Below are 21,319 nucleotides of genomic sequence, written 5' to 3'. Positions count from 1 at the left end.
CCCACGCGAAGACCGACACCGGCCAGGAGTCGATCACCCGGCCACAGCGGTCCCATGAACGAGGCAGCTCAGCCGCCAAGACAACCCGGACCTGCCACGCGCCAATCGCTCGGTCGCAGCGGCCCAAAGAACGAGGCAGCTCAGCCGCCAACACAGCCCGCACCTGCCACGCGCCGATCGCCCGGCCGGAGCGGTCCCAAGAACGAGCCACTTCAGCAGCCCGACCAGCCGACCGGCACCACGAACCGCTCCCCCGGCTGCCGCGGCTGCACGTGTTGACCGCCCCGGAGAACAGCCGACGCAACGCCAGCCCGGCCAGCTGGCCGACCACCCCCGCGCGGCCCCATGGCCCCGCCGGGCCGGCCGGCCCTGCAGATCCCGGCCACCCCTCGTCAAAGGCGGTCGGCGACCCGATCCAGCACCCAAGCCGTCCCCGGCACCGCCGCCAAAGCTGCGCAGAACCCCCCGAGCGCATCCGTCGGGTAGTGCGCACCCAACGCGACCTCAGCCCACCCCATCGCCACCCCAACGACCACCGCCAACCCCAGGGCGAGCACCACCGCAGCTCCGCGCCCGAGCCCCAGCCGGTCGGTCAGCAGCAGCGCGACGACCAGCGCGAGCGCCGTGGCCAGGGCCGTGTGCCCGCTCGGGTACGACAGGAACTCGCCGTGGATCGTGCGGCCGACGATCGGCTTCAACACCGTGGTCACCGCCACCGTGACCACCACGCCGAGCACCGTCAGCACCGCTGTCCGGAGCCGGTTGAGCAGGAAACACACCCCCGCGAGGAGCGCCACCAGGATCACCGACCCCACCGGCTCGCCGCCGAAGTCGAAGACCAAGGCGACATAGCGCCACGGCGGCCGGACGCCGTCGATCGACGGCAGGATCGCCGCGTCGAGCCCGGTCAGGCCCGAGTCGTGGAAGTGGAGGATGCCGAGGGCCACGACCACCGCCGTGGCCAGGGCCGCCGACATCGCCAGCGGGGTGCGCAGCACCGGCGGCAGGGCCGCGGGTGCCGCCCGGACCAGCTGCCTCACCCGGCGATCGCCGCCTCGTACCCGGCGATCAGCCGGTCCAGCCCCACCGCCGGCGTGAAGTCCTTCTCGTACCGGACGCGGGCCGCGTCGCCCATCTCGCGGTTGCGGTCGCCGACGACCGCACGCAGGCGTTCCGCCAGCGAAGCCGGGTCGTTCGGTGCGTGCAGGAGGCCGGTGACACCGTCGTCGACGAGCTCGGGGAACGCGCCGTGCGCCGCCGCCACCGTCGGTACTCCGGCGGCCATCGCCTCGACCACCACCAGGCCGAACGCCTCCAGCCACGTCGACGGCGCGACCACCGCGACCGCGTCGGCCGTCAGGGCCCGGCACTCCGCCTTGTTCTGCAGGCCGACGTACGACACATCCGGACGCCCGGCCGCCCAGGCCGCGACCTCGTCCTGCATCGGGCCGGTGCCGGCGATGACCAGCGGCACGCCGAGAGCGCCGCCGAGGCGGTCCCAAGCCTGCATCAGCAGCCCGACCCCCTTCTCCTCAGTGACGCGGCCGAGGAACAGCACGTGCTTGCCGTCGCCGGTGCGGCGGACGCCGGGGTCGGTGACGAAGTTGTGCTTCACCGCCATCCGCTCGCCGGGCATCCCGGCCGACACCAGGAGGTCGCGTTGGGCCGCCGAAATGCAGAAGAACCGGGACACGCCCGTCCACCACCGGCGCCGGTTCGCGACCATGCTCGCCGCCATCGGGACCGTGGCCGCGGCCGAACCGCGGTAGCAGCCGTGCTTCACCGCCGGCAGCGGTGAGCCGCCGACGCACTCGGTGCAGATGCGGCCGTCGCGGTGGAGCGTGCCGGGTGGGCAGACCATCGTGTAGTTGTGCAGCGTCGCGACCGCGGGCACCCCCGCGTCAGCGCACGCGGCGACGACCGACGGCGACAGCAGCGGGAACGTGTTGTGGATGTGCACGACGTCCGGGCGCGACGCCCGCAGCCGGGCGGCGAGCTCCTTCCGCACCGCCGGGTTCCACGGCACCATCAGCGGCACCGCCGCCTTGCGGGGCAGCGGCATCGCCGCGATGTCGTCGCTGCGGCGTTCGAACAACGACACCTGGTGACCGCCCTCGGCGAGCAGCGTCACCTCGGCGTCGACGACGTTGTTCTCCCCGCTGGGCTGCTCGGACCGGTACCGGTTGTGCACCACGAGCACCTTCACGTGCCTGACCCCTTCGCCGGGATGAATGCCTGTTCGTCGGACTGCGGCACCCCGCGGACCAGCAGCGACGCGGCGACCGCCAGGTGCAGCAGGTACGGCGACGCGTCGCCGAGACCCGCTTCGGTGTAGGAGGCCGAAATGCAGTAGGTGATCAAGAAGATCGCGCACGCACGAGCCAGCGACGGCGGCCGCAGCACGGCCACCACGACCAGCGTGAGGAGGAACCCCGCGACCAGCGCGATGCCGACGAAGCCCTGCTCGTGGTAGATCGCGAGCCAGCTGTTGTCGATCGGGAGGCCGTCGTAGGACTTGTCCGTGAGGCCGACGCCGAAGATGTACTCCAGCGGCGTCCGCGGTGCGTCCAGCAGCGCGTCCCACACCTTCGCGCGGCCGGTGAGGCTGGAGAAGTTGTCGGCGCTCTGCCCGCGGAGGAACCACGTCTGCAGCGCGCCCGCGAGCACGACGCCGGCGACCCCGCCGACGCCGACCGTCCACGCGAACACCTTCCGCGCGCGGGCGCTGGTCAGCACCATCGACAGGAAGGCGACCACGAGGCCGGCGATCAGGCCGAGCGTCGCCGTGCGGGTGTGCGTGAGCATCAGCAGGCCCACCACCGGCACCACGATGGCCAGCGCGCTGCGCCAGGTCGTGCGGCGCCCGAACCAGAGGAGGAGCGTGAGCCCGGAAATGACCGCCGCGTACTGGCCGATCTGCGGCGGCGTGAGCGGCCAGATCGCGCCCGACAGCCGGCCACCGTAGATGTCCGGCATGGCGTTGCCCGGGGAGATCACCAGGCCGATCGCCACTGACGTGAGCACGATCGCGTAGGTGCGGATGTGGTAGCGGACGAAGCTGAAACCGCCGTCCCACCAGCGGGTCAGCAACCAGAGCGTCGAGACGAACACCGTCAGCCGGAAGCACCGGAACAACGCTCCGGCGCCCTCCTGCAGGTCGGCGCTGGAGAGGATGCTCGACACGAGCAGCGCCGTCAGCAGCAGCAGGTACGCGCTCGGCCGGATCCGCAGGTGCTTGTTCAGCACCAGCGCGATCACGAACGCCGTCATCAGCGAACCCATGGTGACCAGCTGGCTGACCGACCGCGGCAGCGGGATGACCGTCTTGGCGCCGGTCGACCCGAGCGTGTTGAGGATCAGCAGCGCCCACGCCAGGCCCGCCCACTTCGGCGTCGAAGACGCGGGTTCGGGCGTCGCCTCGCCGCCGCGGATGCCGGCCGTTCCGGTGTGCGCCGCCATGTCAGCCCCCGGCCTGCGCGGTGTAGGTGCTGCCGGTGTCCTGGGAGTACGGCGCGCCTTCCCATTCGCCGAGCTCGAGGACGCGGTCGGCGGAGTGGGCGATGAACGTCCACGGGCCGGCGTAGCTGTTGTCGTGCCAGTGGTTGTCCTGCTTGAACGTGATCGCTTCCTGAACGAGGTCGCCCCGGTACGGCGACCACTCCGGGTAGGTGCCGAAGTTCGACAGCAGGCCCATCCGGCCGCAGGACGCCTGGCAGCCCACGACGGCCTGGTCGAGGACGAACTTGTTGTCGTGGATGTCGACGTGCTGGGTCTTCCAGCGGCAGTCGGCGAGGAGCGCGCCGCTGGTGATCGCCGGGGCCGCGCACTGCTTGACCGACGGCACCAGCCGGGTGCAGTCCCCCGAGGAGGTGTTGGCCGGGCTGTTGCAGAACCGGTCGGCGTTCTCCCACAGGGTGATCCCGGACCAGTTGTTCTCCAGGTAGTTGCGGGAGATCTCGATCTTCGCCGTGCGGGCCTTGATCCGCGGCTCGCCGCCGGACTCGGAGATGTAGATCGCCGGCGTGGGGAAGTTGTCGCCCTTGTCGGCGTACCGGCGGCCGTCGACCCAGTTGTTCTTGCGGATCGTGTTGTCGCGGATGATCGCGTTGTAGCTGATTTCGTAGATGAGCGCGGCGCTGTCGTTGCTCTCGATGAGGTTGCCCTCGATGAGGAAGTCGTTGTTGTTCGTGTCGGCCCACAGCCCGGTGCCGTGGTTGTCGTGCACCCAGTTGCCGCGGATGTCGGCGCCGTTCACCGCCCAGAACTTGACTCCGCCGCTGCAGCCGCAGCCGTCGACCTTGGCTTCCCAGTCGCCGGTGTTGTTGCCGGCGATCTCGTTGCCCTCGACGACCAGGGCGGTGATCGGTGTGCCGCCGGAGTAGGCGTTCATCCCGTACTGGCCGTTGCGGCGCAGGCAGTTCCCGCGCACCTGCTGGCGCGCGCCGGCCATCAGCCCGGCGCCGTCGTTGTCCTGGATGGTCGAGTGCTCGATCACCCAGCCGTCGCCGGAGTCGTGGTTGACGACCCCTTCGTCGCGCGGGGCGGCGAAACCCTGCACGGTCACGTAGCTGATCTTGACGTTGACCGCGTGGCCGGTGAAGGCGTACTGGTTGATCTTCCGGCCGTCGACGACCGCGCCGGGTGCGCCGAGGTAGACGTCGCCGTCCTTCGGGGATACCTGGTCGTACCGGTCGTCGCCGAGGATGTGCTTGCCCGGTTTGAGCCAGAAGGTCGTGCCGGGCCCGGCCGAACGCGTCTTCGCCGCCAGCTCGCCGGGCACGGCCGGATCGATGACCACTGCACCCGCCGGCGCGGCGGCAGGCCCGGCCGGCTCCTTGTCGCACACTGCGGCCACCGACCCGCTGGGCGCGGCCGTCGCCTGGGCGGGGCCGGCCCCGGAGTCCGGCCCGCTCGAGCACGCCGCAGCCGTGAGCAGGACGCCGAGCAGCGGAACTGCGCGGCGGAGTCGGAAGCGGCGGGCTGTCACGGGCGGGTCCTAACTGAAGCGGAGCAGGGTGGTGAAGGGTCCGGGAGCCCCGGAGCCGACAAGCGTGGTCGACGGTTCCTTGCGGCCGAAGCCCGCGGAGTACCAGCCGAGCGGCGGCTCGGTGTCGCCGCGGTGCACAGTCCACGAAAGTCCGGCCGGCAACTCCATGACGGCGGTGCGCACGGCGGTCCCGCCGAGCGACCCGGAAACCCGTCCGACCAGCGGATCGTCCGTGCCGGCAGCGGGGCGGCCACGGCCGACGACCTCGAGCGCGCGCTGGGCACCCGCGACCGGGGCACCGGGCCGGCCCTCGCCGGGGGTGGCGCCGACGGCGGGATCGGGTTCGGCAACCCAGCGGAGCCGGGCCGTGGTGCCGTCGAGCATCACCGTCACCGCCGGGCCGAAGTGGAACGCCAGCCGCGCGCCACCCGGGTTGCCCTGGCCCAGGACCTCGTCCACGATCCTCAGCACGTCACCGTCGAGCTCGACCGTGCGGCGGTGGAGGGCCGGGGCGTACCCGTCGTGGGCCGCCGACCAGCGGGACGGTCCCGCGTCCGGCGTGTGCACGTCGAGGACCCTCGTCACCGCGTGGCGGGTCCACAGGAACGGGCCGCCCGAGACCGACTGGTCGCGGCCGCCCAGCTCCAGCGTGTTGTGGCCCAGCGTCGACCGGAAGTACGAACGCCACTGCGGCTCGCCGTGGTAGCAGAAGGTGCCCGGGTCGGCCAGGATGTCGACCCCGTCGTGGCGGACCTCCAGCGACAGCGCGTCGGCGTGGGCGTGGGCCGCGATCGAGAGGAAGCCGTGGGGGCCTCCGTCGCAGCGGACCCACAGGGGGCCCGAGCGCAGGATCGTCATCCCCGCGTCCCGCAGGTGCGCCGGGCGGCGGCCGGGGCGCGTTCCCGAGACCCGCGGGGTTCGCGAAGCCAGGGACGCCAGCAGCGCCGTGCGGACGTCGTCGCCCGGCACCGGCGGCCACCAGTCCAACCGTCCGAAGAGGACTTCGCCCGACGCCAGCAACGACGCCCAGCGGTCGGTCGCGGTGCCGTCGACGATCAGGCCGAAGCCGTCGTCCGCGTCGCCTTGGCGGGGCGGCCGCAGCCGATTGTCCACAATGGACGCGAGGGCGTCGGTCATCCGGAGCAGGACGTCCCACGTCGACTCCGGCACCGGCGTGCCCGCCGCGTCGGCCTCCACCGCTGCCGCCAGGCCGAGTTCCAGGACCAGGCCGTGGTACTCGGACGCCAGTTCGGCGTTGAGACCCGACGCGAACGTGTTGCGCGCCAGCTGGACGTCCAGCGAGTGCATCGCCGCGGAGCGCCAGCCCGCCGACTCCGGGAACCAGCCGAACGCGCACGCCGCCGCGAGCAGCCCGGCGTCCTCCGCGATCACGTGGTTGTTCGCCGACGATCCGTGGCTGCGCAGCGTCGCCAGCCAGTTCTGGTGGTGCCACAGCTGGAGCTGGAAGTCCGGGTTCTCCTCGAACAGCTCCGCGACGCCCGGCCAGCCGTCGAGCAGCCGGCGCGTCCAGACCCAGGACAGCAGCCGGATGCCCAGCTCGATGCCGCTCACCCAGTGCGGGCCCTGCAACGGCGGGTTCGCCGCCCACCACGACCGCAGGTGCTCGGCGACGCGCGTGGCGTACGCGGGCGTTCCGGTCAGCGCGTAGGCCGCGGCCAGCACGGTGAGGTGCTGGTGGCGCGACGGCTCCCAGATCTGCTTGATGTCGCCGACCGTGTCCTCCGACCGGTAGGGCACGTCGAACGCGTAGACGGCCGAAGGCGCGCGGCGGCCGGTCTTCGGGTCGAGGAACCAGTCCGGCGCCTCGAAGTCGGAACGGACGACGCCGAAGTACTCGGCGCGGCCGGCCATCAGCTCGTCGGCCGTGGCGAGAAGCCGCGAACCGGCCTCGCCGGACACCTTGCCCAGCACGCCGGCGGGCAGGGTCGCGGTGAAGCGCGGGTGCGAAGGCCAGTCCGGCGGCGTCGGCAGCGAGGACCGCCACTGCCGCTGGACAACGGCATGCCGCGCCCGCCCGACGACCTCCGCCGGCCCCATCCGGGACAGCCGCCGCAGGTACCAGCCGGGCCCCATCATGCCGCGCCTCCCAGCGCCACCCGCGGCGCGCGGGCGCCGGCCATCCGCAACACCGCCGCCGGCCGGGCACCCACCTCCCGCGACACCGCGACCCCGCTCGTCATGCCGGGGCGCCCGTCTTCCGCGGCAGCTCGATCCGCACCGGTGCCGCGTTCGCGACGCTCGTCTGCGCCGCCAGCGTCGCCAGGGTCGTCGCCGCCAGCGACGCCACCGGGATCGGCATCGGCGAACCCGTCCGGACCGCCTCCAGGAACGCGTTGACCTCCGCCGCCTGGCCCTTGTCGCGGCCCTTCGGGAGGCGCGAACTCGCCCACTTCTTGCGCGAGTACACCGATGCGCGGACGAAGTCGTCGAACTTCAGGACCTTGCCGTCCGCCGTGAGGTCCAGGGTCTCCTTCGGGAAGCCCGACGAACCCGTCTCGGCGTACGTGATCACCGCGGTGGACCCGTCCGGGTAGGTCAGGGTCACCTGGACGTCCCCCGTCGCGTACACCGAGACCGGGTCGGCGTCGAGGAGCCAGCTCACCGTGTCGATGAAGTGCCCGCCCTCGCCCGCGAAGCGCGAACCCTCCGTGTCGGTCTGGTTGTACCAGCTGCCGTGGTCGAGGCGGCCCGCGTTGACCAGGTAGCGCACCGTCGCCGGGCCGACGCGCGGGCCGAACTGCTCGCGGGCTTCGTGCAGCAGCGGCGCGAAGCGGCGGTTGAAGCCGACCTGCAGGCGGTCGTTGCCCGACTCCTCGATCGCGTCCAGAACCTTCTGCAACTCCGAAGGTGACAGCGCCAGCGGCTTCTCGACGAACACCGCCTTGCCCGCGAGCAGCGCCTGCCGGGTCAGCTCGGCGTGGGAACTGTGCCGCGTCACGACGAACACCGCGTCGATCGACGAGTCACCGAGGACGTCGTCGATGTCCGTCGACGCCGCCGCGAAGCCGAACTTGCGCCGCGCGTTGGCGCCGGACAGTGCCGACGTCGTCGCGACGTGCTTGAGCTCGACGTCCGCGCGTTCCACCAGGTGCGGCAGCAGCATCGACGACGCGTAGTTGCCCGCCCCGATGAAGCCCAGGCGCACCGGCTGCCCGGGTGCCAAAGCGCCGGCCGGGGACGACGCCACGCCGACCCGCGCCGAGGTGATCACGGGCTCCGTCCGGGCCACCGCGTCCGGGTAGCGGAACAGCACCGCCACGGCCTTCAGCGCACCCTCGTTCAGGGACTTGTACGTGTCGACCGCGGAAGAGAAGTCCGAAACGTGCGTGATCAGCGGCTCGACGTCCAGCCGGTCGCGCGCGATCAGGTCCAGCACGCACTCGAGGTTGCGGCGCTCGGTCCAGCGGACCTGGCCGATCGGGTAGTCACGGCCTTCGAGCTCGTACGACGGGTCGTAGCGGCCGGGGCCGTACGACCGCGAGAACCGGACGTCCAGTTCCTTCTCGTAGTAGGCGTTCCACGGCAGGTCGAGCTTGCACTTGCCGATGTCGATCACCCGGCCGCGGTCACGGGACAGCTTCGCGGCCAGCTCCACCGGGTCGTTCGTGTTGCCACCCGCGGCCAGGTACGTCTGGTCGACGCCCGCGCCGTGGGTCAGCTCGTCCACCGCCGTGTCGACGATGCCGGACGCCGGGTGCGCGCACGTCAGGGCGCCGAGGCTCTCGGCCAGCTTGCAGCGCTCCGGGTCCGGGTCGACGCCGACCACGCGCACACCGGACGCCACCAGCAGCTGCACGACCAGCTGGCCGATCAGGCCGAGCCCGATGACCAGGGCGACGTCGCCGATCTGCGGCTCGCCGCGGCGGACGCCCTGCATCGCGATCGACCCGACCGTGCCGAACGCCGCGTGCCGCGGGTCGACGCCGGCCGGCACCCGCGAGTAGAGGTTCTTGGGCACCCAGTTGAGCTCCGAGTGCAGGGCGTGCTCGTTGCCCGCGCAGGCCACCAGGTCGCCCACCGCGACGTCGGTGATGCCGTCGCCGACCTGCTCCACGATGCCGCACAGGGAGTAGCCGAGCGGGGTGTAGGAGTCCAGTTTGGACGTCACCTTGCGGTAGGTCGCCGACAGCCCGTTCGTGGCGACGCTCTGCATCACCTTCGCCACCTGGTCGGGCCGGGCCTTCGCCTTGCCCACCAGGGACATGCTGGCCTCGGACACCTTCATCATCTCGGTGCCGGTCGAGATCAGCGAGTACACCGTCCGCACCAGCACGCCACCCGGCTTGCAGGCCGGCTCGGGCACGTCGAGGAGCGCCAGTTCCCCGCTCTTGTAGTTCTGGACTACCTGCTTCACTTCGCTCCCGCTCCAGACATCGCGTTCCGGTACCAGTATTCGAGGGTCAAGACGTGCCAGAGGTGCTTGCCGCGGTCTTCCTGGCCGGCGGCGTCCTCGGCGACCATCCGCTGCAGTGCCTCGCGCTGCAGGAAGCCGGACGAAACGAGCACCCCTTCGTTGACGACTTCACGCACCAGCGGCGCCAGGTCACGGCTCATCCAGGCCCGCAGCGGCGCGCTGAACAGGCCCTTCGGCCGGTGCACGATCTCGCTGGGCAGGATGTTCTCAGCGGCCTTCTTCAGCGCCATCTTCCCGGCGCGGCCGACGATCTTCTTGTTCCCGGGGATCTTGAACGCCGCCCGCACGACCTCGACGTCGACGAACGGCGTCCGGACCTCGGTGGACGCCGCCATCGTCGAGCGGTCGGTGTAGGTCAGGTTCAGCCCGGGCAGGAACATCCGCGAGTCGGCCAGGCACATCCGGTTGACGAAGTCGTCCAGGGCCTGGTCGTTGTAGGTGTCCGCGTGCTCGGTCAGCACGTCGTCGACGGAAGCCGCCAGGTCCGGGTTCACCAAACCCAGCAGCTCCGCGCGGTCGTACATCGTGTAGCTGCGCCGGAACGCCGTCTCCTCGGGCAGCCCCGCGAAGGAAAGGAACCGCTTGGCGAACCGCACCGACCGGTAGCCGCGCTTGGCCGACGCCACCGGCAGCCGGTCCACAATGGACTCGACCGGCCGCCGGACCGCGCCCGGCACCTTGTGGTAGCGCAGCGCGATCAGGTTCGCGAGGTGCTTGCGGTACCCGGCGAACAGCTCGTCGGCGCCCATCCCGGACAGCATCACCTTGACGCCGGCCTCGCGCGCGGCCGTGCAGATCAGGAACGAGTTGATCGCCGCCGGGTCCCCGATCGGCTCGTCGAGGTGGTAGGTCATCTTCGGCAGCAGGTCGAGCACCTGCGGCGCGATCTCGATCTCGTGCAGGTCGACGCCGAACTGCTGCGCCACGATCCGGGCGTACTTGAGGTCGTCCGGCATCGCCTCGAACTTCGCGTCCTCGGCCCGGAAACCGATGGTGTAAGCGGAAATCCCCGGCTGCGACCGCGCGGCCAGCGCCGTCAGGTAGCTGGAGTCCAGCCCACCCGAAAGGAACGTCGCCACCGGGACGTCCGAGAGCAGGTGCTTGGCCGTCGATTCCGCGATGACGGAATGCAGGTCGACCTCGCCCTCGAACGCCGCCCCCTCTTCGGCGACCTCCCGCAGCGACCAGAACCGGCCGCGGTCGACCTGCCCGTCCGGGCGGCACCGCAGCCACGTCCCCGGCGGCAGCTTCTCCGCACCCTGATAGGCGCACCGGCTGTCCGGCACCCAGTAGTAGAGCAGCGACGCGATCAGGGCCGCGTCGTCGACCTGCAGGGATCCGCCGAGCTCACCGGCGATCGCCTTCAGCTCGGAGGCGAACACGACGCCGCCGCCCCGCTGCACGAAGAACAGCGGCTTGATGCCCAGCTGGTCGCGGACCAGGAACAGCTCGCCGGTGCCCTCCTCGAACAGCGCGAAGGCGAACATGCCGCGCAGCTTCGGCAGGCAGTCGGTGCCCCAGCGCCGCCACGCCTGCAGCAGCACCTCGGTGTCCGACGTGCCGCGGAAGCGGACGCCGGCCGCCGAGAGCTCGGCCCGCAGCTCGGGCGCGTTGTACAGCTCGCCGTTGTAGCTCAGCGCGAGGCCGTCGAGGACCATCGGCTGGGCGCCGGTCTCGGACAGGTCGATGATCGAGAGCCGCCGGTGGCCCAAGTGGACCTCCCCGGAGCCCGCGCGGTGCTCGTAGCGGCCGGAGCCGTCCGGGCCGCGGTGGGCCAGCGTCTTGGTCAGCCGGTCGGTGAGCGGCCCGCCGTCCGGCCAGAGGTAGGTGCCTGCGATGCCGCACATCTCGGGTGCGTTCCCCTTCGGTCGCGGCGGGGGTCAGGAGACCTCCGCGCTCTTCTCTGGCTCGAGTCCGGCGTTGAGTTCGCCCTTGTGGCTCGGTTCCGCGTGGTCGCGTTTGAACGGCGTCGGCCGCTTCGGTGGCTTGACCGGGGCGAACTTCTTCGTCGGCGCGTTCAGGTGGTCCGGGACGCCGACGGTGCCGGGGGCCGGCAGCGGGGACGCCGGCGGCTTCGGATGGGTGACGACCGGCGGGATCACCGGCCGGATCGGGGCGAACCGGCGGGTCGGCTGTTCCGTCTTCGCAACGCGCTCGGCGACGCGGGCGACCAGCTCGTCCAGGCGGTCTTCCCGCTCGGCCGGAGCCGGGGCGGGGGTCTGGCCACCGCGGCCGCGCAGGGCGGTGTGGAGGCCGTCCCACAGCGTGCCGTCGGACTTGTCGCGCGGATCCGGATCGACCAGCACCACGCCGATGACCGGGATCCCCTGGTCGGCAAGCTGGCGGGCGACCGTGTGCAGCCACAGCGTGTTCGCGTGCCCGGCCTTGACGACCAGCACGGTCTCCTTGCCGAGGTGCTCCAGGTCGGTCCACGCCGTGCCCGGTGCCACGGTGCCGACGCCGATCCGCAGCTCGCCGGCCGCGTCCCCGGCGCCCACCACGGAGACGTCGCTCTTGGTCTCCTGCGCCAGCTTGCGGACGTCTTCGCCCGGCAGGTCGTCGACGACGCTCACCGTGCCGTCGTCCGCCAGTTCGCCCGCCATGTCGAGGGCGAGTTCGGCGGCGACCTTCGGGGCGCCGAGTTCCAGCAGCGACACCGGGCGCGGGTCCTTCTTCACCAGGCGGACCAGCGTCGTGGCGACGCGCTTGCGTTCGGACACCGCGCGCGAGCGCCGCCACAGCCGGGCCGGGCCGCGCAGCTTCGACGGCAGCTGTGCGATCACGGACGCGCCGAGGTGGGTCGAGATTTCGCGGCGCAGCACCGGCCGGTCGCGCGACACCGCGCTGACGGCGACGAGCGCGAGCCCGAGGAACAGGCCGAGCGCGAAGCCGACACCGGCGTCGGTCGCGGTGGTCTTGAGGACCGCCTTGGGCAGCGCGCGGGGCGCGTCGACGATCTGGGTGCCCGCGGCGACCTGCGGGCTGCCGATGCCGGCCTGCTGGGCGCGCGAGGTGAAGTCCGAGATCTGCGCGGTGAGCGCGGCGCGGCGGCTGTAGAGGCTCTCGAGGGTGGGCTGGCTGGCCTGGCGGCCCTTGCCCTCCTCCTCGACGATCTGCTGCTCGACCTTGCCCAGCTCGTCCTGGGCGTTCTTGCGCTGGTCGAGGATGGCCTGCGACTGGGCGGCCGCGGCCGCTTGGCTGCGCTTGACGTGGTCGGCGATGAACGTCTCGGCCAGCGCCTGCGCCTGCGCCACGGCCTCTTCGTTGCTCTTCGCCTTGACGGTGATCTGCAGGACGTTGTTCGTCACGCCGAGTCCCGCGTAGTTCTTCATGAAGTTTTCGGGCGTCTCGGTGCTGCCCAGCTTCTTCAGCGCACCTTCGGCGATCTGGGTCGTCTGCAGCACGGCGACGTCGGTGCGCATCAGCGTGCCGCTGTCGGTGGGCGAGTCGTCCTGGTGGACCACGATGACCTTCGCCACCGCGGTCGGCGGTGCGGGGAGCACGAACGCGACCGCCGCGCCGGCGATCAGCCCGAGCAGGGCGGTGGCGAGCCAGACGCGCTTGCGGCGGCGGATGGCGATGAAGAGCCGCGAAAGGTCGAACAGCGGCGCCACGGGGGTTTCGGAGGGAGTCGTCACGCCGAACCTGCCAGGGCTTTCTCGGGGGCTTCCGCCGCGGGTTCGGGTTTCTCGGGCTCCGCCGGCCGGACGGCGTGGGTGAGGACCGCGCCGACGATCTCCTGGCCGCCGTCGGTGCAGGCTTCGGCGAGCCGGACGAGCTGCCACGCCGTGCGCGTCCCGGACGCGAGCACGACCAGGACCCCGGAGTCGGCGGTCGCGTCCGGCACCGTCGGCCGCTCGGCCGAGTACTCGAAGACCCGCAGCGGCACGGACAGCCGGTCGGCCAGCTCGGCGAGCTGCGCCGCGGCCAGGCGGCCGGTCTCGTCGTCGTCGGCCACCAGCAGCAGGACGTCGGCGGGGCCGGTGGCCAGCCGGGCCAGCACCCGGCGGTAGCGGATGTCGCGGTTGACCTCGTCGGCCGAGGTCGCGACGGGCGGCAGCACCCACGGCCGGTCGCCGCCGAGCAGCCGCCGGACCTTGCCGAACAGGCCCTTCGCGGGGAGGCGGTCGCCCTGCGGGGTCGCGACGTCGACGCCGGCGAGGATCGGCGCGCCGAGCGCCGACGCGATTTCCGGCTCGCCCCGCAGGCGCCGGTCGGCGCGGGCGGTGAACAGGTGGCCGAAGACCCCCACGAGGAAGAACAGCACCGCGCCCCCGGCGACGAACTGCGTCATCGTCGGGGCCGCCGGCGACGTCGGGCGCTGGGACGGCCCCAGCACCACGGTGTTGCCGATGCCGGTGGCCAGGTCGGCCTGGTTGAGGTCGTTGATCGCCTGCTCCAGCGACGTCTTCAGGCCCTCGAGCTGGGTGCGGACCTGGACGCTCTCCACGGTCAGGTTGCCGCCGACGTTCTTGGCCAGGTCGCTGATCTTCTCGGTGGTCAGCTTGACCTGCTGGCGCAGCGACTCCCGCTGTTCCTGGGCCAGCTGCACCGAGGCGTCGGCCGAGTTGGTCGCCAGCTGCGTGGAGTACTTGACGTACTGCTGAGCGACCTGGTCGGCGAGCTGCTGGGCGTGCTCGGCCGTGTCGGCCGAGACGGTGATCGTCACGACGTTGCTCTGCGCCACCGACGCGCTGACCTGCTTCTTCAGGTCGGCACCGCTGGGGTGCCACGGCAGCACGGCGGCGGCGCGGTCGAGGACGACCGAGGCGGTCGCGATCTCGGCCTGGGTCAGCAGCTCGTCGGCCTGGCGCGGGCCCTGCAGCAGCACACCCGAGGTGGTCTTGTAGCCGGGCGAGAACAGGATCGACGCTCCGGCGCCGACCAGCGCGCCCAGGACGGCGAGGGCGGCCAGCAGCCGCCATCGTCGTCGCAGGACCTGCCCGACCAGGGCCAGGCGCACCGTGTCGTCAGTCAACGGCGGGCTCTCCATTCCTGAGACGGGTACGCCGAACGGGTTCAGTTGATCGGCCGGTTACCCGAACCGTCGTAAGACCGAGAGCATTGGTTACACGTTCGGTGGGTTCTTGACCGAACGGCGATCAAGACTTCACAGCGTGCTCATACGCGGCCAGCAGGGCCTTCGCGGAGTTCTCCCAGGAGAGCGGACCCGCCACCCTGGCCTGGCCGAGCTTACCCATCCGCGCTCGCTCCTCGGGGTCGTCGAGCAGCTGGGCGACCAGCTTCGCGAACGCCGACTCGTCGTTCGCCGGGGCGTACACAGCCGCCTCACCTGCGGAAACCCGGGCCTCCCGCAGCTCGAACGAGACGATCGGCTTGCTCATCGCCATGTACTCCATGATCTTGTTCATCGTGGAGACGTCGTTGAGCGGGTTCAGCGGGTCCGGCGACAGGCAGACGTCGGCGGTGGACAGGTAGCGGACCAGGTCCTCGTCGGAGATCCGGCCGGTGAACTCGACCTGGTTGGCCAGCCCGAGCTTCGCCGAAAGCGCCACCATGTCGTCGAACGCGTCGCCGGAGCCGACGAACACCGCGTGCCAGTCGGTGCGGCCGACCTCGTCACGCAGCTTCGCGAGCGCGCGCAGGGCGTAGTCGACGCCGTCCTGCGGGCCCATCACGCCGAGGTAGGCGAGCATGAAGGGCTTGCCCTTCTTCAGCTCGGGCTCGGCGGGCACCTCGTGGAACCGCTCGACGACCGGCGCGCTGCGCACCACGAAGACGTCCTCGGGCTTCTTGCCGCCGCGGATCCGCGCGACTTCCTTGTAGCTCTCGTTCGTCGAGATGACGACGTCGGCGGCGCGGTAGGTGGCGCGCTCGAGCGCGCACACCCCGCGGTAGAGCAGGTCCTGCCCGCGGTCGAACCGCGAGAGGTACAGCTCCGGGCACAGGTCGTGCTGGTCGAAGATGAACTTCGCGCCGTGGCGCTTCAGGTACTTCGCGACCAGGTACAGCAGGTCCGGCGGGTTGCAGGCGTGGACGACGTCGACCGGCCCGACCTTGCGGGCCAGCCGCAGCGTGTGCCACAGCGCGCTGCCGTACTCCTGCAGGTAGCCGGCGGGGCCGCCGGTCGCCGCCTTGAGCGGGTAGCGGTGGATGTGGACGCCGTCGACGACGGCTTCGGCCTCGGTGTCGCGTTTCGTGCCCTGCGGGCAGATCACGTGGACTTCCCACCCGGCGTCGCGCAGGGTCGTGGACTCCTGCCACACCCGCCGGTCGAAGGGGACGGAAAGGTTTTCGACGAGGATGAGCGCTTTACCAGGCAAGGCCGGCGTATCCCTCTTCAAGGCGACGCTCCGCGGCGTCGGGCAGGCGGACGAGGTCGATGAGCGCCCGGTCGCCACCGTGCGGCAGCGCCGCCAGCACGTCCGGGTCCTTGGTGCCGACGAGCAGGACTTCGGCGTGGTCCACGACTTCGCCGACCGACCCGGCCAGCAGCTGGCCGAGGTGCGGGAGCCTGCTCTCGATGTACTCGCGGTTGGCGCCCATCAGCCGGGAGAGGCTGACGTTGGCGTCGTAGATTTTCAGGTCGAACCCCTTGCCGAGCAGCTTCTCGGCCAGCTCGACCAGCGGCGACTCGCGCAGGTCGTCGGTGCCCGGCTTGAACGACAGCCCGAACAGCCCGACCCTGCGCTTGCCGGTGCGCGCGACCAGGTCGAACGCCCGCTGCAGGTGTTCGTCGTTCGACGCCAGCACGTGCGACAGGATCGGCACGCTGACGTCGGCGCGGTGCGCGGCGTAGACGAGCCCGCGCAGGTCCTTCGGCAGGCACGAGCCGCCGAAGGCGAAGCCGGGCCGCAGGTAGGCGGGGCTGATGTTGAGCTTGGTGTCGGCGAGGAAGACGTCGATCACCTGGTGTGAGTCGAGGCCCAGCGCCCGGCAGACGGCGCCGAGCTCGTTCGCGAAGCCGATCTTCAGGCCGTGGAAGGAGTTGTCGGCGTACTTCGTCATTTCCGCCACCGGGATCGGCACGCGGAAAACCGGGCCGGGCAGCCCCTCGTACAGCCCGGCGACGGCGTCCCCGCTGGCTTCGTCGATCTCGCCGATCACCGTCTTCGGCGGGTCGAAGAAGTCGCGGACGCTGGTGCCCTCGCGCAGGAACTCGGGGTTCACCGCGACGCCGAAATCGACGCCCGCCGTGCGGCCCGAGGCCTTTTCCAGGATCGGGACCAGCAGGTCCAGGCAGGTGCCGGGCAGCATGGTGCTGCGGAAGACGACGGTGTGCCGCTCGCTCTTCTTCGCGAGCGCCTCGCCGATTTCCTCGGCGACCCGCTCGAGGTAGACGGTGGACAGGCTGCCGTTCGGCGCCGACGGCGTCCCGACGCAGACCAGGGAGATCTCGCTGTCGGCGACCGCTTCCGCGACGTCGGTCGTGGCTCTCAGCGCGCCGCTCGCGACGACCTCGGCGGTGAGCTCGCCGATCCGCTCCTCGACCACCGGGGCGTTGCCCTGGGTGATGAGGTCGATCTTCACCGGGTTGACGTCCACGCCGACCACCCGGTGCCCCTGCCCCGCCAGGCACGCGGCGGAGACACAACCGACGTAACCGAGCCCGAAGACACTGATCTTCACGCCAAACCTCCGCTATTCCGCGCGACCCTCAAGTTGGTCGGCAGGCACCCCTGGATCGTTACCGCGGGCGTGGCGAACGGGGGACGGCGTGAAACGGCCGTGAGACGCAAGGGATTCAGGTGAAATTACCGTCTCGATCCGGCGCCGGACCGTGGACGGGAACCACGATCCGGCACCGGGCCGTGAATAGGTGTCAGTTGTTGTTCACGAAGGTGGTGGCGAGGCTCTGCCCCTTGCTCACCGCGTTGGAGTGGTTCTCGATGGGCGAAACGGTCGAGTTCTTGAAGCAGATGTAGGTGACGCCCGAGTCGGTGCCGCCGTTGGACGGGTCGGGGTTGATGCCGAGGTCCTTCGCGGTGGCGTAGGAGGCTTCGCCGATGATCTGCGTCGGGCCGGTGTCCCCGATGACGGCGTACTCGACCTTGCCGTTGTAGATCACCGCGCAGGAGCCACCGCCCTTGAGGCCGGAGGAGGAGTACTTCCAGATGCTGCTGGAGCTCGGCACGACGATGTAGGGCAGCTTCGCGGCGTTGAGCGGCTTGCCGTCGGACTGGTGGAAGGCGGTGTCGTCCTGGTAGCAGCAGTCGGTGTTTTCGTTGCACTGCGAGGTCCGCTGGCCGTCGCAGTCGATGTCCATGTCGGCCTTCCAGAAGACCGCACCGTTGGCGTCGCAGATGGCGACCGTCTTGCTCGAGACGTCCTCGTCGGTCTTGTACTTGCCGTTCGAGATCTGCTTGCAGCTGGAGGTCTTGGCGAGCAGCTGGGCCGCGGTGGGGGCGGCTTCCACGGTGGCCGGCGCAGCGGCCGGGGCCGGCGACGCCGAAGCGAGAGCCGACGGCATCACGGCCGCGGCCAGCGCCAGAGTCGCGAGCAGGATCAGTTTCCGCATTCCTGGTGCTCCCTTTAGTTAGGAAACTTTCCTTACGGCGGCGGGGCACCAGGATGCACCCCGGCGGAGGCGCGTTCAAGCCCTGCGGGTGCGGGAATTTCCCATCAGGTGGCCGAAGTTGACGAAAACGCTGCTCATGGGGGCGAGGTGGCGGAGGCGGGTTGTGAAGGTGTCCCGTTCGCCGGGACGCGGGGGTCGGGGCGGATCCGGCGAACGGCATTCAACGGGCGTGCGAAGGGAAGGGGCCGATCCGGTGCGCGGTCGCGGGACGCGAAGGGCAGCCTCGCCGCGGCCGGTGGCCCGCATGCGTGCGAGTTCGGCCGCCCAGCCCGCGCCGCGAGCCCTCCGCACCCGCGCCAGGCCTACCAACCCGCTGCGGACCGAAGACGACCCCTACCGAGCCGCCCGCCGCAGCAGCCGGTTCACCCAGTGCCCCCGCCGGGCCCCGGCCGCAAGCACTCCATCCAGCTGCTCGCCGTCGAGGTCGTGCCGGAGCTCCGTTCTGGCCTGCAGCCAGCCGTCGCGGCGGGCCGTGCCGCCGTCGCTCGTGTACACCCGCGTTGCGCCGGCCTGCCGCAGCCGGGCCAGCACCCTCCGGTCGTACGCGCCGAACGGCAGCGAGTACCGCCGGACCGGGCGGCCGCACAGGTCGCCGAGCAGCTTCGGCGCTTCGGTCAGCTCGCGGCGGGCGTGGCGGTCGTCGAGCCGGCGCCAGTCGCGGGGCTCCCAGCCGTGCGAGCCGATCTCCATTCCGGCGCGCGCCAGCTCCCGCAGCCCGTCGCGGTCGAGGTACCCGCGCTGCCCGAGCCGGCCCGCCAGGGGGAAGAACTCGGCCGTCAGCCCGCGCTCGACCAGCCGCGGCAGCACGACCTCGACGTCGGAGTCGTTGCCGTCGTCGAACGTGAGGTGGACGTCTTCGCGGCCCGCCGCGCGGTCGAGCACCTCCTCGAGCTGGTCGACCGTCAGCCAGTGCTCGTCCTCGCCCGGGTCGAGCTGGCGCGCCGGCCGTCCCGCCCCGTGCATGGCGAAGATCACTGTCACCACTCCCACCGCCTGCCACCGCGAGTAGTCGTTTTGTTACTTCGATTAATCGCACTGGCAAACGGGTGAGTTACAGGTTTTTGCCGTTATTTAGCCTTTGCGGATTTCCAGGGTGCAGCACTTGGGGCCGCCGCCGGCTTTCCGCAGCTCAGAGATGTCGACGTAAACGGGCTCGTAACCGCGGGCGGCGACAAGTTCACCCAGTCGGGTGGCCTCGACGGGCAGCACGACGTTGCGGCCGTCGGATACGCCGTTGAGGCCGAAGCACTCGGCGTCTTCCCGGGTGGCGAGCACGGCGTCCGGGAACAGCCGCTCCAGCACGCGGCGCGAGCCCGCGGAGAACGCGTCCGGGTAGTAGACGATCTGCGCGCGCGTGGTGTCCGTCGCCTCGGCGAGCACGAACAGCGCCGTGTCGAGGTGGTAGTAACGCGGGTCGACCAACTGCAGCGAGACCACCGGGACGCCGAGGACCTCCTGCGCCTCGGCGTGCGCGGCCGGGTCGGTGCGGAAGCCGGTGCCGGCGAGCAGCAGCGTGCCGGTCCAGGCGAAGTCGCCTTCGGCTTCGTTGATCTTCTCCGGCATGGTGATGTCGCGGTAGCCGTGCTCGACGAACCAGCGGCGGAAGTGCTCGGCTTCGGCCGCGCGCTGCGGGGCGCGGAACCGGGAGCCGAGCACGCGCCCGTCGACGACGGTGCCGGAGTTGGCGGCGAAGACCATGTCGGGCAGGCCGGGCTGGGGCTCGATCTCCTCGACGGTGTGGCCGAGGCGGCGGTAGGTGTCGCGCAGCTCGGTCCACTGCGCGACGGCGACGTCGGCGCTGACCGGCTGGGTCGGGTCCATCCAGGGGTTGATCACGTAGTCCACCGCGAAGTGGCGCGGGGAGCACATGAGGTATCGACGGGTGGTCGGTACGCGCATCGCCTGCATGACTGCAGGGTAAGGGGCGCCTAATATCGCAATCAATCGCTGTTCGCTGCGCGTATCTGTGCTAAATGTTGCGTGTGAACACCATCGACCAGCGAATCGTTTCGTGTCTCGTGGCGAACGCGCGCTCCAGTTACGCGGAGATCGGCAAGGTGGTCGGCCTGTCGGCGCCGGCGGTGAAGAGGCGGGTCGACCGGCTCCTGGAGACCGGCATCCTGCGGGGCTTCACGGCGGTGGTCGACCCGGAGGCCCTCGGCTGGGGAACGGAGGCGTTCGTCGAGGTCACGTGCCAGGGCAACATCACCCCGGCCCGCATCCGCGCCCGCCTGGAGCCGCTCCCGGAGGTGGTGGCGGCGTACACGGTGTCCGGCGCGGCGGACGCGATCGTCCACCTGCGTGCGGCGGACATCCACCACCTGGAGACGGCGCTGGAGCGCCTGCGCGGCCTGGAGATCGTGGACCGGACGGTGTCGACGGTGGTGCTCTCGCGGCTCCTGGAGCGGCCGCCGACGCCCGAGCAGTGAGGCCCTGGACGCAGCCGCCCGTCGCGCGGCGTTCCCCCATGCGCCCGGTCATCCCGGACCTGCCACGCTGGGCCGCATGACCGACAGCATCGTCAGCGAGCACGCCGGCGGCGTCGCCCTCCTCACCGTCGACGCTCCCGGCAGCCGCAACGCGCTGACCCTCGACCTGTCCGCGCAGCTCGCCGAAGCCGTCGAGGCCGCGGAGCGGGACGAGTCCGTGCACGCCGTCGTCGTCACCGGCACTCCGCCCGCCTTCTGCGCCGGCGCCGATCTCGATGCTCTCGCCAACGCCGACGAAGCCGGCCTGCGCGCCATTTACGAGGGCTTCCTCGCTGTCGCCCGATGCGAGCTGCCGACCATCGCCGCCGTCGGGGGTGCCGCCGTCGGGGCCGGGCTCAACCTCGCGCTCGCCGCCGATGTGCGGCTGGCCGGGCCGCGGGCGAAGTTCGTCGCCCGGTTCCTCGAGCTCGGGCTGCACCCCGGCGGCGGGATGACCTGGATGACGCAGCGGCTGGCCGGTCCGCAGCAGGCCGCCGCCATGACGTTGTTCGGGCAACCACTCGACGCCGAGGCGGCGGTGCGGGCGGGGCTGGCGCTGCGAGTCGTCGACGGCGGACATGACGAACTGCTGACCGCCGCGCGTGACCTCGCGCACAGTGCCGTCGCCGCGCCGCGCGAAACCTTGATCGCCACCAAGCGCAGCCTGCGCGCCACCGCGGGCCTGGCGGCGCACGCCGACGCCGTCGACGCCGAGATCCGGCCGCAGCTGGCGTCGCTCGCCTCGCCGGAGTTCGCCGAACGGCTTTCCCTGATGCGGGCCCGGATCCGTTCTCGGTCGTGATTCGAGCCGGGGGTCCTATCGTCCTCGGGAGACACGCATCACAACGCACCAAGACGGCTACCCGTTACCATCGGTTACAGGTATCTGG

The 21,319-nt window shown here is 71.3% G+C and carries 16 protein-coding genes; 2 read left to right on the top strand and 14 right to left on the bottom strand.

Going from position 1 to position 21,319, the window contains the following annotated elements; translation table 11 throughout:
• Positions 1-392: 392 nt before the first annotated feature.
• The 14 genes from AB0J55_RS10980 to ddaH form a co-directional block, all read right to left on the bottom strand.
• Positions 393-1,040 carry a phosphatase PAP2 family protein gene (locus AB0J55_RS10980; protein WP_364245818.1) on the bottom strand — a complete coding sequence of 216 codons (648 nt, stop codon included), beginning with the start codon at positions 1,038-1,040 and terminating at the stop codon, positions 393-395.
• Positions 1,037-2,206 (bottom strand): glycosyltransferase, encoded by a 1,170-nt coding sequence (locus AB0J55_RS10975; protein ID WP_364245815.1) that lies wholly within the window; start codon positions 2,204-2,206, stop codon positions 1,037-1,039. The genes AB0J55_RS10980 and AB0J55_RS10975 overlap by 4 nt, the downstream gene beginning before the upstream one ends.
• A complete protein-coding gene (locus tag AB0J55_RS10970) occupies positions 2,203-3,375 on the bottom strand; it encodes an O-antigen ligase domain-containing protein (RefSeq protein WP_364246032.1) in 1,173 nt (390 codons plus the stop codon). Before AB0J55_RS10970 ends, AB0J55_RS10975 begins: the two co-directional genes overlap by 4 nt.
• A gap of 85 nt (positions 3,376-3,460) precedes the next feature.
• The gene (locus tag AB0J55_RS10965) at positions 3,461-4,987 is read right to left on the bottom strand and encodes a right-handed parallel beta-helix repeat-containing protein (RefSeq protein ID WP_364245812.1); all 1,527 of its coding nucleotides are present in this window, start codon (positions 4,985-4,987) and stop codon (positions 3,461-3,463) included.
• Positions 4,988-4,996: 9 nt separating this feature from the next.
• Positions 4,997-7,084 (bottom strand): alginate lyase family protein, encoded by a 2,088-nt coding sequence (locus AB0J55_RS10960; RefSeq protein WP_364245809.1) that lies wholly within the window; start codon positions 7,082-7,084, stop codon positions 4,997-4,999.
• Between the two features lie 100 nt (positions 7,085-7,184).
• The gene (locus AB0J55_RS10955) at positions 7,185-9,362 is read right to left on the bottom strand and encodes a bi-domain-containing oxidoreductase (protein ID WP_364245807.1); all 2,178 of its coding nucleotides are present in this window, start codon (positions 9,360-9,362) and stop codon (positions 7,185-7,187) included.
• Positions 9,359-11,269, bottom strand: coding sequence for an asparagine synthase (glutamine-hydrolyzing) (gene asnB / locus AB0J55_RS10950; RefSeq protein WP_364245805.1), 1,911 nt, complete (start codon positions 11,267-11,269; stop codon positions 9,359-9,361). The genes AB0J55_RS10955 and asnB overlap by 4 nt, the downstream gene beginning before the upstream one ends.
• Positions 11,270-11,302: 33 nt before the next feature.
• Positions 11,303-13,060 (bottom strand): Wzz/FepE/Etk N-terminal domain-containing protein, encoded by a 1,758-nt coding sequence (locus tag AB0J55_RS10945; protein ID WP_364245803.1) that lies wholly within the window; start codon positions 13,058-13,060, stop codon positions 11,303-11,305.
• Positions 13,057-14,415, bottom strand: a complete 1,359-nt coding sequence (locus tag AB0J55_RS10940) for an exopolysaccharide biosynthesis protein (protein WP_364245801.1) — start codon at positions 14,413-14,415, stop codon at positions 13,057-13,059. The genes AB0J55_RS10945 and AB0J55_RS10940 overlap by 4 nt, the downstream gene beginning before the upstream one ends.
• Before the next feature lie 109 nt (positions 14,416-14,524).
• Entirely contained in the window at positions 14,525-15,706 is a 1,182-nt protein-coding gene (locus tag AB0J55_RS10935) for a glycosyltransferase family 4 protein (RefSeq protein WP_364245799.1), read from the bottom strand.
• Positions 15,696-17,012, bottom strand: coding sequence for a nucleotide sugar dehydrogenase (locus AB0J55_RS10930; RefSeq protein WP_364245796.1), 1,317 nt, complete (start codon positions 17,010-17,012; stop codon positions 15,696-15,698). The genes AB0J55_RS10935 and AB0J55_RS10930 overlap by 11 nt, the downstream gene beginning before the upstream one ends.
• A 193-nt stretch (positions 17,013-17,205) precedes the next feature.
• A complete protein-coding gene (locus AB0J55_RS10925) occupies positions 17,206-17,901 on the bottom strand; it encodes a glycoside hydrolase family 75 protein (protein ID WP_364245793.1) in 696 nt (231 codons plus the stop codon).
• Positions 17,902-18,294: 393 nt separating this feature from the next.
• Positions 18,295-18,924: a polysaccharide deacetylase family protein gene (locus AB0J55_RS10920; RefSeq protein WP_364246030.1), complete on the bottom strand. Its 630-nt coding sequence runs from the start codon at positions 18,922-18,924 to the stop codon at positions 18,295-18,297.
• A 108-nt stretch (positions 18,925-19,032) separates the two neighbouring features.
• Complete coding sequence (ddaH, locus tag AB0J55_RS10915) at positions 19,033-19,869, bottom strand: dimethylargininase (RefSeq protein ID WP_364245790.1); 837 nt, start codon at positions 19,867-19,869, stop codon at positions 19,033-19,035.
• A 74-nt stretch (positions 19,870-19,943) separates the two neighbouring features.
• Between ddaH and AB0J55_RS10910 the strand changes: the two genes are divergently transcribed.
• Together AB0J55_RS10910 and AB0J55_RS10905 are read left to right on the top strand one after the other, a co-directional pair.
• Positions 19,944-20,390 carry an Lrp/AsnC family transcriptional regulator gene (locus AB0J55_RS10910; RefSeq protein WP_033261465.1) on the top strand — a complete coding sequence of 149 codons (447 nt, stop codon included), beginning with the start codon at positions 19,944-19,946 and terminating at the stop codon, positions 20,388-20,390.
• A gap of 76 nt (positions 20,391-20,466) precedes the next feature.
• Positions 20,467-21,231 carry an enoyl-CoA hydratase gene (locus AB0J55_RS10905; RefSeq protein WP_364245787.1) on the top strand — a complete coding sequence of 255 codons (765 nt, stop codon included), beginning with the start codon at positions 20,467-20,469 and terminating at the stop codon, positions 21,229-21,231.
• Positions 21,232-21,319 lie beyond the last annotated feature (88 nt).

Origin of the sequence: Amycolatopsis sp. NPDC049688, from assembly GCF_040674975.1 — a bacterium.
Taxonomy (GTDB): Bacteria; Actinomycetota; Actinomycetes; order Mycobacteriales; family Pseudonocardiaceae; genus Amycolatopsis.
Note: the sequence above shows the minus strand (reverse complement) of the source record. Positions and strands in the feature narration are given on the sequence as shown.

What these genes read in the sequence shown, in the direction of transcription:
- AB0J55_RS10960 (WP_364245809.1), bottom strand. Translation starts at nt 7,084, where the DNA reads ATGATGGGGCCCGGCTGGTACCTGCGGCGGCTGTCCCGGATGGGGCCG.
- asnB (WP_364245805.1), bottom strand. Translation starts at nt 11,269, where the DNA reads ATGTGCGGCATCGCAGGCACCTACCTCTGGCCGGACGGCGGGCCGCTC.
- AB0J55_RS10940 (WP_364245801.1), bottom strand. Translation starts at nt 14,415, where the DNA reads ATGGAGAGCCCGCCGTTGACTGACGACACGGTGCGCCTGGCCCTGGTC.
- AB0J55_RS10925 (WP_364245793.1), bottom strand. Translation starts at nt 17,901, where the DNA reads ATGCGGAAACTGATCCTGCTCGCGACTCTGGCGCTGGCCGCGGCCGTG.
- AB0J55_RS10920 (WP_364246030.1), bottom strand. Translation starts at nt 18,924, where the DNA reads ATGCACGGGGCGGGACGGCCGGCGCGCCAGCTCGACCCGGGCGAGGAC.
- ddaH (WP_364245790.1), bottom strand. Translation starts at nt 19,869, where the DNA reads ATGCAGGCGATGCGCGTACCGACCACCCGTCGATACCTCATGTGCTCC.
- AB0J55_RS10905 (WP_364245787.1), top strand. Translation starts at nt 20,467, where the DNA reads ATGACCGACAGCATCGTCAGCGAGCACGCCGGCGGCGTCGCCCTCCTC.